At 44.1% G+C, this 14,495-nt stretch carries 12 protein-coding genes; 10 read left to right on the top strand and 2 right to left on the bottom strand.

Annotated elements, in window-relative coordinates:
- Window positions 1-110: 110 nt before the first annotated feature.
- A complete protein-coding gene (gene tssD / locus FGM00_RS07175) occupies window positions 111-497 on the bottom strand; it encodes a type VI secretion system tube protein TssD (protein WP_138852241.1) in 387 nt (128 codons plus the stop codon).
- Window positions 498-937: 440 nt separating this feature from the next.
- On the bottom strand, window positions 938-1,954 hold the full coding sequence (locus FGM00_RS07170) for a PKD domain-containing protein (protein ID WP_138852240.1): 1,017 nt from the start codon (window positions 1,952-1,954) through the stop codon (window positions 938-940).
- Between the two features lie 55 nt (window positions 1,955-2,009).
- Here FGM00_RS07170 and FGM00_RS07165 point away from each other — a divergent pair, with 55 nt between their 5' ends.
- From FGM00_RS07165 to FGM00_RS07120, 10 genes are all read left to right on the top strand, one after another.
- Window positions 2,010-2,636 carry a C40 family peptidase gene (locus tag FGM00_RS07165; protein WP_138852239.1) on the top strand — a complete coding sequence of 209 codons (627 nt, stop codon included), beginning with the start codon at window positions 2,010-2,012 and terminating at the stop codon, window positions 2,634-2,636.
- Between the two features lie 3 nt (window positions 2,637-2,639).
- A complete protein-coding gene (locus FGM00_RS07160; RefSeq protein ID WP_138852238.1) occupies window positions 2,640-3,545 on the top strand; it encodes a hypothetical protein in 906 nt (301 codons plus the stop codon).
- A 6-nt stretch (window positions 3,546-3,551) separates the two neighbouring features.
- A complete protein-coding gene (locus FGM00_RS07155) occupies window positions 3,552-4,418 on the top strand; it encodes a TssN family type VI secretion system protein (RefSeq protein ID WP_138852237.1) in 867 nt (288 codons plus the stop codon).
- A 10-nt stretch (window positions 4,419-4,428) separates the two neighbouring features.
- Window positions 4,429-5,571: a type VI secretion system baseplate subunit TssK gene (locus tag FGM00_RS07150; RefSeq protein WP_138852236.1), complete on the top strand. Its 1,143-nt coding sequence runs from the start codon at window positions 4,429-4,431 to the stop codon at window positions 5,569-5,571.
- Between the two features lie 129 nt (window positions 5,572-5,700).
- Window positions 5,701-6,210 carry a type VI secretion system TssO gene (gene tssO, locus FGM00_RS07145; protein ID WP_138852235.1) on the top strand — a complete coding sequence of 170 codons (510 nt, stop codon included), beginning with the start codon at window positions 5,701-5,703 and terminating at the stop codon, window positions 6,208-6,210.
- Window positions 6,211-6,217: 7 nt separating this feature from the next.
- Window positions 6,218-8,677 carry an AAA family ATPase gene (locus FGM00_RS07140; protein WP_138852234.1) on the top strand — a complete coding sequence of 820 codons (2,460 nt, stop codon included), beginning with the start codon at window positions 6,218-6,220 and terminating at the stop codon, window positions 8,675-8,677.
- A gap of 173 nt (window positions 8,678-8,850) precedes the next feature.
- Window positions 8,851-9,282 (top strand): GPW/gp25 family protein, encoded by a 432-nt coding sequence (locus tag FGM00_RS07135; RefSeq protein WP_138852233.1) that lies wholly within the window; start codon window positions 8,851-8,853, stop codon window positions 9,280-9,282.
- 62 nt (window positions 9,283-9,344) lie between these two features.
- A complete protein-coding gene (locus FGM00_RS07130) occupies window positions 9,345-11,204 on the top strand; it encodes a type VI secretion system baseplate subunit TssF (protein ID WP_138852232.1) in 1,860 nt (619 codons plus the stop codon).
- A gap of 163 nt (window positions 11,205-11,367) precedes the next feature.
- Complete coding sequence (locus tag FGM00_RS07125; protein WP_138852231.1) at window positions 11,368-13,149, top strand: type VI secretion system Vgr family protein; 1,782 nt, start codon at window positions 11,368-11,370, stop codon at window positions 13,147-13,149.
- Between the two features lie 5 nt (window positions 13,150-13,154).
- On the top strand, window positions 13,155-14,492 hold the full coding sequence (locus tag FGM00_RS07120) for a hypothetical protein (RefSeq protein WP_138852230.1): 1,338 nt from the start codon (window positions 13,155-13,157) through the stop codon (window positions 14,490-14,492).
- The last annotated feature ends 3 nt before the right edge of the window (window positions 14,493-14,495 follow it).

Raw genomic sequence — 14,495 nt, 5'->3', positions numbered from 1 at the left:
TTATTTTTTAAATTTAATCAAAAAAATATATACGCACACCAAGTACGCGGTATAAAACGTAAAAAGGAGGCATAAATGCCTCCTTTAGTATATTAGAATGATATTTCAGATTATACCCATTCGTTGATGTGCTCGCCACCTCCGGAAGAAAGTTCCTTCGCAGAAATAGTAAACGTCTCAGTTAAAGGGTTTTGACCAGAAGAATCAAAGTTTTCCTTGTACTTGATCAAATAACCTTCTTTGAAATTGACCTCTTTGAGTGTGGCATCGGTGTCTCTTTTGATAAAGACGATGGTACCATCCTTTCTTTCGAAGTTGTTGGTCATCCACTCAAAGAATCCGGTTTCGCCATTTGACTCAACGGTCAAATAAATACGACCCCCTCTAGTTACAGAAGATGGTCTTCCGGTTGGATCTACTTCTTGGTTTAAATCGTAAGAGCAATGTAGAATCGTGTGCTCTTTTCCCGCTACTTTTAATTTAGCTTTAAAAGACATAATAAATGGTTTTTGTGGTAAATATTACCGTTAATAATTTATATAACGTCACATAAGGACACAGCTAAATTAAAAAACCAAACAAGAAATCCAAATTATTTTCGACAAAATGCACATCTTCAAATTGTTACATTCTGAAAAAAAGATTAGAGGAATACTCGGGCACCCCAATAGATTGCAGTAATGCGCTTAAATTATAAATTTCCTGATACAAATCGTCTATTTTTCAATCATCGGATAAGATGCGCAGCAGAGAATCGCACATGGGCCGTTAGAACATGGCATTCGACCATACCAAATAGAAAAACGAATGGGTTATACCCAGTTAATCGTATACGGCGGTTGCTGTTAATCAAAAACCGCAATATTCATACGCTTGGACGAATGACCTATATCCGCTGTATTCGAGAAGTATGTAAGAAACCGTAGAAGTTTTTGTGTCAGAATGATTTCCAGAAAAGACCGTTCTTGTAGCGTAGGTCCACCGTCATACTTTTAATCAATCCCGTTTCTTTACTGCGATACAATTTAATGCTTTTTATCTCCAGCCGATTGACGTCGCGGATTGTTTTGAAAAATTCGCTTACCGTAAAACGATCTCCCTTACTGTTGAAGACGGGGATATTCGATACGGCAAAATATTTCCGTATGGCCACATCGTCTAAATTCCTGCTGGAATATTTCATCAACATGTCCTGTATTTGGTCACTTGAAATCTCTACGTATGGTGGCGAATCGTCTACTACGGTAACTGGTGGGGCGTCTTCAACCGGCGCATCGGGAATTTCTACTAATACGTCCGCTATGGGAGTTGTGATATCCCTATTTCGCGTCCTTCTCGCTCTTCTTTCCGCGGGTAAGACCGTAAGTATTCTTTTGGCCTCGTGACGCCGGTCTTCGTTAACGACCAATAAAATCGTTTTTTTGCCCGGTGTTTTATAGGTGTAGGTTTCCTTTCTATCGTTTCCATCTACCGTGGTCGTTTCCCCGAAGCTCCATTGCCATGAGGTAGCGAATTTGGAATCATTGAAAAATTCTACAGGTTCCCCTACTCTAATGTATTTTGGCAAAATAATATTAGGGATCAATTCGGGCGATCGGATGATCTTGGTTTTTGAAATGACCAACTCCCTCGTAGCGATACATTCCCCGTTCATTTGTAGGGCCACAGTGTAGGTTCCGGGCTTTTTAAATTGATGGACCACATTCGATCGATAGGCTTCGGGCGCTTCGTCCCCAAAATCCCACGTCCACTCTACCCCTGAAGTATCGGTACTCTTGAACTCTATCAAATCCTCCACGGTATACGAATTGGATATCACATCGAAATCTACATTGCTGCAGTCTACCTCACTATTCAATCGAAACGAAAAAAGGGCCAATCCACATAAAAGCAATACTAAAAATGTGATAAACACGTTTAGGTCAAAGTGGGTTTTAATACTTTTATTGTTCATAATTATTGCCTATTTTTCAGCCGTTTTTCAAGTATCTTAAAAGTACTACTATTTTATGAAATTAAAACTATATTTTCTCATAGTTATTGTGTTACTTTCCGCTTGCGCAAAGAAAACCCAAAGTGGCAACGATACCAGCTACTACAGGCAAGAGATTGAAAAATCGAAGCGTTTGGCGGCCGAGAAAGATAAAATCAAAGAAACCCCGAATATTCCTACGACCCCCTCTTACCTTTCCGCAGCCGAAAAGACCAAGTTCGCAAAATTGTTGGAGGTTGGTGAGGATGAGCTACAAAACGAAAAACTATACGATGTCATCAACGATTGGTTGGGGACGCCCTATAATTGGGGTGGCACGACAAAATCGGGGGTTGATTGCTCTGCTTATGTACAGGATGTTTTCGAAAAAGCCTACGATTTCGAGCTCCCCAGAACATCGAACGAACAATTCAACTATGATATTAAAGCGCATTTCAAAGGACAAAAGTACCTGCAGCAAGGCGATTTATTGTTCTTTAGACTGCGTTTTGACGATAAGGTCGTATCGCATGTAGGTATCTATCTGCAAAATGGGAAATTCACGGGATCCAATTCTCCACATGGTGTTCAAATCGCCGATTTGAATTCCAAGTATTGGCAAGACAGATTCGTTTCTGGTGCACGCTTGCTAAAAAATCAATAAGACATGAAAACGGTCTCTCCTTACGATATACGCCAAGAGGTGTTCGACCTTGGTTTTGATTTGAAGGCCGAAACGTTTATATCCTACCTTGAACACGAGACGGAATTGGACATCTCCCTAACCGATTTTTTCAAAAGGAGATTTAGCAAGGATATTACCGCCATTAACGAAAATCTCGAGAAAGACGGGGTTATCGATGTTCTTCTGAGCCGTCGCGGGTTCTACAATATTTTTCCGGAACGCTTTTTTCACAGTACCTATTCCAGTACGCCATATGTTGAGACCATGGTCGCCGATTACAATGGAAGAAAAATAGAGGAAGAGAACGCCAGGAAATTCTTTAAGCCTTTGGAAACCGAGTTTTTTCTGCAACGCGTAGATATCGAAACTGCCGAAGACCGTACCTTTAGATCTTTGGGAAGTCCGGAACTGGTGCGTTTTCTGATGGATTTATGGAAAATAGATCAAAAGATTCCCCAACGAATGGCAGCGAAAATTTTAAAGACAATGCCCTTCATGTACAAGATTGCGGGAAATATGCCGTTGTTAAAATTGATATTGGAAAATATCATCGAGGAACACTTGGTCATCGAACACGATTTCGCATCGATAGGTGCCGAAACGTTTCACGAACCATGGCAACTTGGGGTGAATATGGCCACGGCGGGAAAACCGAAAACCTTTCTACCCAAGTATATTTTTACGATCGACAAGATCAGCCGCCCGGACGAGATAGGCGATTACCTTCCGCAAGGAAAGCTCATCGCGGTAGTGAACTTCTTTTTGGAGCATACACTGCCCTATGAAAGTGAGTTCGAGGTACGATTTACCCTGGCGCCACAAAAAACAAAATTTGTAATAGGCGAAGCGGTCTATGCCGGACGTCTTGGTGTCTCGGCGACAATTTAGAACCATATGATTAGAAGCTACCTGAAAAGATTTATAAGTATCGAGGCCCTCATGCCATTCATCATTATCATGGTGGTGGTCATATTGGTTTTGACACTCTTGGCTTCTAAAACGCCCGGTTTTAAGAAAAGAAGAAAAAAGTATTATTTCTATTTGGCCGGTCATATTGCGGTAATGGCGATTTTCGTAGCGATCATCTATAATCTACGCCAATCTACCCTCATGGTACGGTATTTCTCGATGCTGACCTTTGCTGTGATTACGGGCGCATTTCACACCTTTTTCTTCAGGTATACCTTTGAAAAGTTCGATGAAGACAAAGGGCTTAAGGAATTGCTTTTTGCCATAATTACCTCTTTAGCCGTGGTTATACCCATAATAATGATCGCCACGCATTTTCAGGATTTGCAGTACCTGCCATACTATTTCTTGGTAGCGGCCGCTTTTACGGTACCCACAAGTTTTTTCATCTTGTACAAATATTCGGTTTCCATACCCGTCAAATTATACACGAAATGGTATTATCCCTTGGGTAAGAAATACGAAACCCCGAAACACTACGAACTACAGAACATGATTGTGCTAAACTTTATGTTCTATAAAAGTACACAGGCGGGCAACATGACCAGTTTTAAGGCAAAAGCCCCAAAGAATATGGAATTTGGTAGGCTTTTCTTTTTCTTTATAAATGATTATAATGTAAAGAAGACACATACCAAAATAGAGCTGACCGATAAATCCGGCGACCCGTATGGGTGGTATTTTTATAGTAAACCCAAATGGTACGGTGCCTCTAAACATATCGATTCGGAACTTACGGTAGAAGAAAACAACTTAAAGGACGGCGATACGGTCGTCTGCCAACGCATATAACCATCATATCATGATAGAAGACATAAAGAATTTTAAGATCAATTGGGTCGATGGCATGAAAATCTCGAAAGAGCATTTTCAAAACCTCCAGAATTTTGCGGAGAATAGTATTAAAGATGCCTATGTGGTTCGAAAGGGAAGGTACGGTCATGGCTTTTTAGCGTCCTATCTCGACGGCAACAACGACTATGCCATCAATCTGGACATTCATAAAAGTCTGAAGGTCACCATTAAAAAATTAAGGGCGATAACCCCTAACGGCAACCGAATCGAAATTACCGAAAATACGCCGGCCGTGAAAGAAGAAATCGTGGTGGACGAACTGGCCGATAAAAAATTGGAAGAAGGGTTTTTGCTCATCAACCTCGATACGGAAAATACGATTCCCTTTGGAGAGCAAGACCCCAAGGAAATTCCGCCACGGCATCCGTTTTTGACGAACAATCAATTCTTCATTTTCATAACTTCCGGGGAACTGGAAAAATCGGGACTTTCTGGGAATCAGCTTCCCATTGCCAAAATAGAGAAAGACGGAAAAAGTCTGGCTACGGCTACCGATTATATTCCGCCATGCCTCACCTTGGCGGCGCATGAGAGCTTAGTCGACTTTTACAATGAGTCGGAGAACTTCCTTAAAATGACCGAGCGCAACGCTATCATGATCGTTCAGAAAATCATTTCGAAACAAAGTGATAATCCGATCGCCGATGCGATGCATTTAGTGGTCGATAAAGCTTACGTATATCTCGCTCAACAAATTACCAAGGTAAAATGGGAAGAGTACGATATGCATCCCAAGGAATTATTGGAAATTATCGTAAGTTTTGCCCGTGTTTTCAAAGGTTCCGTAGATGTTTCGTCTCCACAAAACAAAGAAGAACTTTTTAATTATTTTGGGGAATGGACCGACCTAAAAGGCGGTGATTATGAAAAAATGTTTACCGATGTCATTAATATGCAATACAACCATAACGATGTCAACCAGAACATCAAATTGGCCTCAGGTTTTATGAACGTTATCGACCGTTTGCTTACGGTACTCACCCAAATCGATTATATCGGCAAACGTAGGGATATGGGTATCTTCGTAAATGAGAATATCGTAAAAGATAAACCGGGCAAATCGGGCGGGACTTCGTTCCTAGCGGAATAATAGCGCTTGTCGTTCCGACCCCGTAAGCAAGGCGGGTTCGGTCTGTAAGCAGGCAGATTCGACCACACATTTCAAGGGTACCGCCACGGGCGAATTTTGGAATGCGAATCTCACTTAATACTAAATATTATGGAAGTACTCAATAAAAAGGAAAGAACCTCTTCTTTTCTACTTTTTTTACTCATGTTCCTCATCACGGTGGGGATTCTGTTTACTGCGTTTTTCTTTAGCTATAAATTGCCTTGGAAAGAAAATGCAGTTCTTCGGGCCGAAAACCAAAGATTACAATATGAGTTTTTATACCAGAAGAAATTTATCAATGCGTTGGAAGCTGTTGATAAGCAAATCGATTCGTTGGATACGGTTCGAGAGGGATATTTCTTTTTAGAACAGTCCATCAACGTAGACCTGATCGATCTCAAAAGCGAAATCCCGAAAGATTCTTTGGATGACCGCAGCATGTACGAAAATTTGATTTTGACCTATAAAAAGCTGGTAGATGCCAAAAGGGACCTGAAACAGGTTGAAAATGCGAGACAGAATATCAAAGACCTGGAAGAACAGATCGAAGAGTACGAAATGGAGATTAATAAATTAACTACAGCTTTAGAACTATCAAGGCGTCTGGGGCGAAATTGAGTAGGATATGAATACCGAATTAGAAAAGGCCATACACATTGCGACGCAGCTAGCCGAAGAGTACCAACAGGAGAGCTTTGGTCCCGCACATTTGGTGAAAGCTGCTTTGAACAGGGACCTATCCCTGCTCCGATTTTTGCATGAAAAAGGTGTAGATGTCTATTTTATAGAGGAATGGGCCGACGTAAACATCGAAGGCCACCCCAAACGCACGAGCCGTACGATGGACGTTCGCGCAAGTTCCGAGGCGAAGACCGTTTTCGTAGAGGCCGAGGAGGTACAGCACAAACTCAATAGACCGGAAGTAGACCTGGTCTGCCTCTTTATATCGGCGATTACCCCTGGGGTCGGTTTTAGTTTCGATCAGCTCAAATCATTACCGGTCAGTAGCACCGAACTTTTGGATAGTCTTTCTTCCGGAAAAAAAACAGGAACTGCAGCCAAACCGAATGGCAGTGCTGTAACTGATTACACCTCGGATGCCGATGTACTCAAAAAATATACTACTGATTTATTGGTCGAAGCATCCCAAGGATTTTACGATCACATTATCAATAGAGACCGGGAGCTAAAGCAGATTGCCGAAATCATAAGCCGTAAGTCAAAACCCAATGTCATCATACAAGGCGAATCCGGAGTAGGCAAAACCGTCTTGGTCCAGAATCTAGCGAAAGAGATTCATGCCGGGAAAATCGTGGAAAACCTACAACAAGCAAGTTTGTTGGAAATAGATACTTCCGTTTTATTGTCGGGGACTTCCTATAAAGGTGAGGTTGAAGACAGATTGCAGGAAATTTTCAACGAGGCCAAAAATCTGGTAAAACCGATTCTGTTTATCGATGATTTTCATTCCCTGTTACAGGATGCATCCGCCAGTCAGGGCATATTAAACGTGATTAAGTCGGAATTGAATAAAGGGGAAGTCATTCTTGTTGGTGCCACTACATCGGACAACCACCGAAAATACATCGCGAACGACGATGCCTTGAGCAGAAGGTTCGAATCGGTTACGGTGGAAGAGCCGGATAATGAAATGGCATTTCGAATTTTGCAAAGTGTGGGGCAGACCTATTCCGATCATCATGATCTTGAAGTCAATGAGGAAGCCCTAAGAGAATCTATTCGGCTATCAAAACGTTATTTGAAAGAGAAAAGCCTCCCTGATTCCGCCCTGGACCTGGTTGATCGTACCATGGCGGCGGCGAATGTTTCTACACAATCCTTACCCGGCGATTTGGAAGATTTGAACGCCAAAGTCGCCGAGGTGCAAAAAGCGGCCAAAAAACAACTAGAATCGGATAGTATTCAAGCCATCGATTGGGTTTATATTGAACTTAAAAATCGATTAAGTCCCATTGTTTTGGGAAAATTCGATACCGAAGACGCGCTCCGGTTCCCCACTTATAAAGAAAAAGTAGAATACGTCAATTCGATTCTGGTATCGGTAAAAGAACATGCGAAAAAAACCAGAACAGGCATCAGCGAAGAAGACTTGGCGGCAATGGTTTCCGGCATCACAGGAATTCCAGCTGGGAAAGTACAAACCCAGGAACGCGAGCGTTTATTAGAGATGGAAGCCACGTTGAAAAAACGGGTTATCGGACAGGACAATGCCATACAGACCGTTTCGGAAGCGATCATAGAATCACGTTCCGGGCTTTCAAAAGCGGGGCAGCCCATCGGTTCGTTCTTCTTTTCCGGCCCGACGGGTACCGGAAAGACCGAATTGGCAAAATCGTTGGCCGAATTTCTTTTTAACGATGAGACGGCCATCATCCGTTTCGATATGTCGGAGTTTAAGGAAGAACACTCCGCGGCCTTGCTCTATGGGGCACCTCCGGGATATGTGGGGTATGAAGAAGGTGGTGTGCTGGTGAACAAAATCCGCCAAAAACCTTACGCCATTGTATTATTCGATGAGATTGAAAAAGCACATCAATCCGTTTTCGATGTGTTCCTGCAGATATTGGATGAGGGAAAATTAAATGATCGTCTGGGTAAGGTCGGCGATTTTTCCAACGCCGTGATTCTGTTCACTTCGAATATCGGTTCGGATTTTATCAGTAAATCCATCGAAGGTGGTAAAGTGCCTAAATCGGATGAACTGTTGGAAATCATGGCCTCCTATTTTAGACCCGAGTTTTTAGGCCGTATTACCGAGATTGTGCCCTTTGCCCCAATTTCAGAAAAGAATGCACCCACTATATTCGACTTACACCTTAAAAAGGAATTGTTGGTCTTGACTGAAAGACTGGGCATCACCTTGGAAATCGACAAAAAAACCAAAGAACACCTATCGTTAGACGGATTTTCACCAACCTATGGTGTTCGGCCCTTAAAAGCGGTAATACGTAACAAACTGAAACGTCCACTATCCAAAATGATTATTTCCGGCGCCATCAAGGCACCACAAAAGGTAAAAGTGACGTTAGTGAAGGGTGAACTCGATTTTAAAGTCGTGAAATAGAAAGTACGAGTTAGAAGTACAAGCTACGGAAATGAACGTATGGGATTGGAAATACGGAATCAGTAATACGACAGATGTAATCCTGAATGCAGTCGAAGAACGACAACAAGAAGGCATTCGATCTTAATATTTTGTCGACAGATTAGAAAGGCAGTATAAAAAGTAATAAACGCATGGCGAAACCTTATTATCAGGCACCTTTTGATTTTAAGCGGTTTTTTGAGAAAAAAGAACTCAAAAAACTGTCTTTGCGTGATTCCATTTCCCAGTTTATGAGCGTTATCATCACCACTTATTTCGAGGAATATTCCTTTGACGAGGGTTTTGGGAGTGAAATATGGGAAACCGATTTTGACCTGTTGGTCAATGCCAACGTCCTCAAAGAGCAGATTAAAAAATCGCTCTCCAAACAAATCGTAAAGTATGAGAAACGACTATCGCATATCGATTTGAATATTGAATTAATGGAGAGTCTATCGTCTAAAACCAACAAGGTGCGTCTTAAAAAATACCTCTACATTACGATTAGGGGCACGATTGTAAAGACTGACGAGCCATTTGTTTTTACCGGGGATTATTACTTGGCGCCTTTGTCCTATAAATAACGACTCGATTACGTATATTTTAAAGACTATAAAAATTGGTCTTCGTCACAAAAAACAACTAAATGAAGAGCCTTACCAAAGAAGAGATTAAAGACAGGCTTATTCGCAGGGCCGCCGATCAATGGGGCGTTGACGATATGGAAATAGAATATTCCTTCGATCCCATAGTCGGCATTCTCTTTGATGCCTGTGCGCATGAATTCGAACGTATTTCCGAGACCATAAAAACAAGCCGTACCAAAGTCACTGAACGCTTGGTAGACCTGCTCACACCCGAAGTATCGGTGACGGCGAAACCGGCACATGCCATTATGCATGCCCTACCGGTAGACAACAAGGTGGTGATTAATGAACGTAGCCAGTTTTTCCACCGGAAACGCATGCCACTTTTTAGGGAAAGTGGAAAAGAGGATTTTAAGGATTTTTTCTTTTGCCCTGCCGGTCAATTCACTCTGAACAATTGCGAGCTGAATTATATCGCATATCCCGATAAGATCGTTGCCCATCACAATCATCGAACCACGCCTTGGCTGAAATCTTCCGATTTTGAGGGGAATCCCGAAAATTCCTGTATTTACATGGGGATAAAGCCGGCCCCGGGCATGAAGAAATTAGACGACCTGCTATGTTATTTCGACCTGCTCAACTTTTCCAACAAAGAACTTCTGGTGCACCATTTGGGTATCGCCAACTGGTCTGTAAATGGTGAGTTGCTCAATGTGACCAAGGGATATGCCCAGCGCGAAGTGGTCAAAGACGACTACAGCGCGTACATCAATGAAAGCATACAAAGTAAGATTCAATTTTACGAAGAATATGTACGGGAATTCTATCGCAACCATTTTTACACCGTCGAAGGAAGTATTGATCTAAAAGGAAAATTGAAGAAGTACCCCGAGGCGTTCAAAACGTTTCTGTCCACAAAGGATCTTGATGCCTTTACCACGCCCCTATTATGGATCAAAATTGAATTCTCGACAGTAGTATCCACCGCGATGCTTGAAAATCTGCACTGCCATGTCAACTGCTTTCCGACGCTCAACAAGAAGTCGCATAGCATTAGCAAGCGATTGCAACCCTATTTCAATATCATTCCGTTGGAATCGGATGCCGATTTCTTTTTAGATGTACAAAGCGTTCTGGGAGACAGCGGTAATAAATATTATGTTCGGGATAGGGAAAAGAAAGACGATACACGGCCACAGGCCTATTTGCGTTATGGCGGTGTAAGCCGGTTCGATGAGCGCGACGCCTCAGAGCTATTGAATTACACGCTAGACCTACTTAAGGAAGATAGTGTGGCCTTTTCAGCTATGGGCGACGATTTTATCAATTCGAATTTAAAGGATTTGAAGCAGATCATCTCGAGAATCGAACAGCAGATAGAGCTGCGCAATTTCCGAAAGCACAAAATCCCTTATTTGATCGTCAACCGTAATAGTATCGAGAAGAATAGGGATCGAATCGTATTTGCCGATTATTGGACGACTACAGGCGATAAAGCGAACAAGATCAATCCGTACAGCAAACTGTTTCAATATTCCGGCACGGCATTCAAGCCGGACACTTTGGTTTTTGTAACGGGTACTTTGGGTGGTCACGACGAGCCGGACCCTAGTGAAAAAATATATGCCTACCGCGAACATATCCTGTCTAGGGGGCGAATCATTACCCGTCAGGATATTGTACACCATTGCTATGCCGTTTTCAAGGACGCCATTTCAAAGGTTACCGTCGAAAAAGGAGTCATGGTATCGCAAAGCAATTCCGTCGGGTACACTCCGACTACGGATATTCATATCGGCCGAAACCCGGAAGCCGATTACAGCGAAACCGATTGGGAACATTTGAAGAAAGAATTGCTTATCGGCATGCAGACAAGATCAGCAAACGTACTTCCATTTCGTGTGTTTTATACCTGAGGAAGTCCAATAGTTTTTTAATGATTTGTTCCACCTATTTTGTTTTGCATTCGTGTAATTGAGGTCATGGAAGGAAAAATTAGGTGATAGGTCGAAAAAGTAGCAGTGCTTTTGTGCAGTACTTTTATAATCAGTATTTTAAACGCCATTAAATTACGCCAACATGCCAAAAATAGTCAACATACAGCTTATCGTCGGTGGCGAGGAGTTCCTACCGAAATCCGGTTACACCGTTTCCATCGAACAGTCCGTCGGGGGCCACAGCGCCTTCCGCATCGCCTTTCCCGCCAATGCCACCGAGGGCTACGAAGGGGTCATGATGAACAATGCCCTGAAGTTCGTGGGCAAGAAGGCCTCCATAGGGGTCGACGATAACAAAATGGAGTTCTCGGGCGTGGTCACCGGGGTCGATTTCCAGAAGGGCGTCGGTGCCGCGGGTACCGTGGTGCTCTCCGGTCACGGTCCGTCGGTACTGCTGGCGAACTCCGTGCAATGCTTCAGCTACGAGGAGGGCACGACCCTCTCCCAGGTGGCAAGCGATACTACGAACGGCCATTCGGGGGAGTTCCTCAAGAGCGTTCTTGGCGACGGCACCGATATCGCCCTGCCCTATACGGTGCAGTACAACGAGAGCGACCTTTCCTTCTTGCAACGGCTCTGCAGTCGATACGGGGTCTGGCTCTATCATAACGGCACCGATTTCTGTATCGGGCGCAAAGGGAACGAACAAGTCGAAGGGACCGTTGGGGTGGATGTACTGACCTTCAACGTATCGACCTCGCTAAGGGAACAGGTCTTCGGTATCAAGGGCCACGACTGGACGAACGACACCCTGTTGGAGGCCGAATCCGCCTCGCATTCCCCTAGCTCCTCCCACCCTTACCTCAGTCAGCTGAAAGGGGAATCGGATACGGTCTTCGCCAAAAAGGGAAACTATGATTACAATGTCGGTCAGCATGAGTACAGTGCCCAGGGCGGACTCGACACCGCTACCAAGGTAAACACTTTGGGAAGGGCCGCGGGTATGGTGACCGTCTCGGGCTCTTCCGAACTCTCCGCCCTGCGCATAGGCGATACCTTGGAGCTCAAGGGCCTCAACTTCTCCAAACCGACGAACAAAGACCCTTACGGTTCCTACGATATCGTAAAGATCGTACACCGCTTCGACCATAGCGGGCAGTACCGCAACGAGTTCGAGGGCGTGCCACAGGGCACCGAACACCTGCCCTATTCCAATGGTTTCGCCACGCCCCGTTCGGGCGCGCAGCGCGGTCGGGTATTCGACAACGCCGATCCCGATGGGCTCGGACGTATAAAAGTACAGTTCCCCTGGCAGCAGGCCATGGGCACCTCGACGCCGTGGATCAAGATGGTGACACCTTATTCCGGTGGCGGGAAGGGCTTCTATTTCATCCCCGAAAAGGACGAGGAGGTCTTGGTCGGTTTCGAGGGCGACAATCCCGAAAAGCCCTTTGTGCTAAGCGCCGGCTTCAATACGAACGCCAAAAGTGATTATGCTGATCCCGATAACAACATCAAAGCGATAAAGACGCGCAGCGGGAACGAGGTAATCATGAACGATAAAGATGGTAGTGTAACGATTCAAGACCCCAGCGGCAATACCGTTCTTATGAACGGCGATGGCGAAATAACGATTACCGCTCCCAACGTGATGACCTTGAACTCCAAGGAAATCAACATCCTAGCCTCCGAAGCGGTAAATATCGATGGCACGAACAATGTAAACGTTACCTCTAAGGAAATTTTGAACGACGGCAGCGCAAAGGTTACGGTGACCAGTGCCGCAAAAGTAGAGATGACAGCACCGAGCACCCAGGTAGAAGGCACGGCCGAATTAAAACTGAAGAGCGACGGTATTCTCGATGCGGATGGCACGACCATGACCAATGTAAAAGGTGGACTCTTGAATCTTAACTGCGGCTAACACCTATGAGCAACGAACACAATCCAGTAGCCCAATTGGTAACCCAAATTCAACAGAAATGGTTACGAGAGGTCAGTCCACATGACGATGTGCGCTGGGTGCGTTGGTTGATAAAACCCGAACAAGCCAGACTATACGAAGGATTTTTAAAACTGGAATCTACCGAGCATGGTAGTATACCAGATATCCCCGTTGTACTGCTCACTCCTTTTGAAAGTAGTAAGGTACACAGTAGACAGCTCGCGAAGGATTGGCTGCAAAGTTTTGAAAATGATACGCAACTGAAACAACAACTCGAAGGCAATTTTTTGATCTTCGATTGGGATTCGGAGTATTTTAAAACGAAACTAGCCGATGAAAATTGCGATTGCAATCTGCTACTGATCGAGTTTTTGGAAAGTTTTCAAAAGGCGTTACCGAATCCGGAACAGCATTTAGTACTCGCACTTTTTCCCTACACGGTACAGGACACCGAAGATTACCGCAATTGGATGGATACCCTAATGGAAATCGGCCTACCGGAAAAAACCCGATTAATGGTTTTCGACCACAATCCCGAGAACTACTTTGAGGCAGTGCAATTAAAATACAGAGCCAGCGCCAAAACCTTATGGCTTGATTTAGATCTGGACGACGCCATGAAAAAAGTTGCCCTGTCAGGAGACCCCAATGACCCGGAAGTCAAGTTTCGGGAGTGTATGGTCGAGATGGGCCAAAGCGCTGCCAAAAACAACCGCAAGCGATTGCACATATGGGGTGAAAAAGGATTGGAAATCACCCAGAGTACGGGCAATAAAACAGCCTTTGCAACGGCGCATGCGGTTTATGCCGGTATGCTGTTTCAATTTAAGGAATACGATACCATCGATAAACTATTGCAAAGGGGGCTGGCCGTGGCCAAGCAGAGCAAAAAAGCCGGAGACGAAAGTGTGAACGCCATTCTCTTACAACTTTATGCGTACATGGCGACCAGTGCACACCATCAAAAAGAAATCGACCAGGCAACGGACTTGTTCTGCAAGCAAGCAGAACTCGCGGCGTCCTTCGGTATGGGGCAACAGGCCTTGGCAACGTATATCACGGCGTACACATTGATTCAAAAAAAGAACCCCTCCCGATACGCCAGTTTGTTGAAGGAAGCATTTGAATACGGCATAACCCTACCGGAAGAGCAGTTGCCCTCTAGCGGTATCGGTAAAATTTCATGGGATTATTACCATCATACTTCGGGCAAGTCGAAAGAGGAGATTGATGATTTTATGATACAATTGGAGGGAAAAGACTGGAAACAGAAAATGGAAATACAGGAAAAGCAACTGAAAACCGGAATTTCCACATCCTAAAGA

Source organism: Aggregatimonas sangjinii (genome assembly GCF_005943945.1).
Lineage (GTDB): Bacteria > Bacteroidota > Bacteroidia > Flavobacteriales > Flavobacteriaceae > Pelagihabitans > Pelagihabitans sangjinii.
Note: the sequence above shows the minus strand (reverse complement) of the source record. Positions and strands in the feature narration are given on the sequence as shown.

Excerpts from the sequence above, each read along its gene's own strand:
- FGM00_RS07160 (WP_138852238.1), top strand. The coding sequence starts at position 2,640 with ATGAAAACGGTCTCTCCTTACGATATACGCCAAGAGGTGTTCGACCTT.
- FGM00_RS07140 (WP_138852234.1), top strand. The coding sequence starts at position 6,218 with ATGAATACCGAATTAGAAAAGGCCATACACATTGCGACGCAGCTAGCC.
- FGM00_RS07165 (WP_138852239.1), top strand. The coding sequence starts at position 2,010 with ATGAAATTAAAACTATATTTTCTCATAGTTATTGTGTTACTTTCCGCT.
- FGM00_RS07120 (WP_138852230.1), top strand. The coding sequence starts at position 13,155 with ATGAGCAACGAACACAATCCAGTAGCCCAATTGGTAACCCAAATTCAA.
- FGM00_RS07130 (WP_138852232.1), top strand. The coding sequence starts at position 9,345 with ATGAAGAGCCTTACCAAAGAAGAGATTAAAGACAGGCTTATTCGCAGG.
- tssO (WP_138852235.1), top strand. The coding sequence starts at position 5,701 with ATGGAAGTACTCAATAAAAAGGAAAGAACCTCTTCTTTTCTACTTTTT.
- FGM00_RS07125 (WP_138852231.1), top strand. The coding sequence starts at position 11,368 with ATGCCAAAAATAGTCAACATACAGCTTATCGTCGGTGGCGAGGAGTTC.
- tssD (WP_138852241.1), bottom strand. The coding sequence starts at position 497 with ATGTCTTTTAAAGCTAAATTAAAAGTAGCGGGAAAAGAGCACACGATT.
- FGM00_RS07150 (WP_138852236.1), top strand. The coding sequence starts at position 4,429 with ATGATAGAAGACATAAAGAATTTTAAGATCAATTGGGTCGATGGCATG.
- FGM00_RS07135 (WP_138852233.1), top strand. The coding sequence starts at position 8,851 with ATGGCGAAACCTTATTATCAGGCACCTTTTGATTTTAAGCGGTTTTTT.
- FGM00_RS07170 (WP_138852240.1), bottom strand. The coding sequence starts at position 1,954 with ATGAACAATAAAAGTATTAAAACCCACTTTGACCTAAACGTGTTTATC.
- FGM00_RS07155 (WP_138852237.1), top strand. The coding sequence starts at position 3,552 with ATGATTAGAAGCTACCTGAAAAGATTTATAAGTATCGAGGCCCTCATG.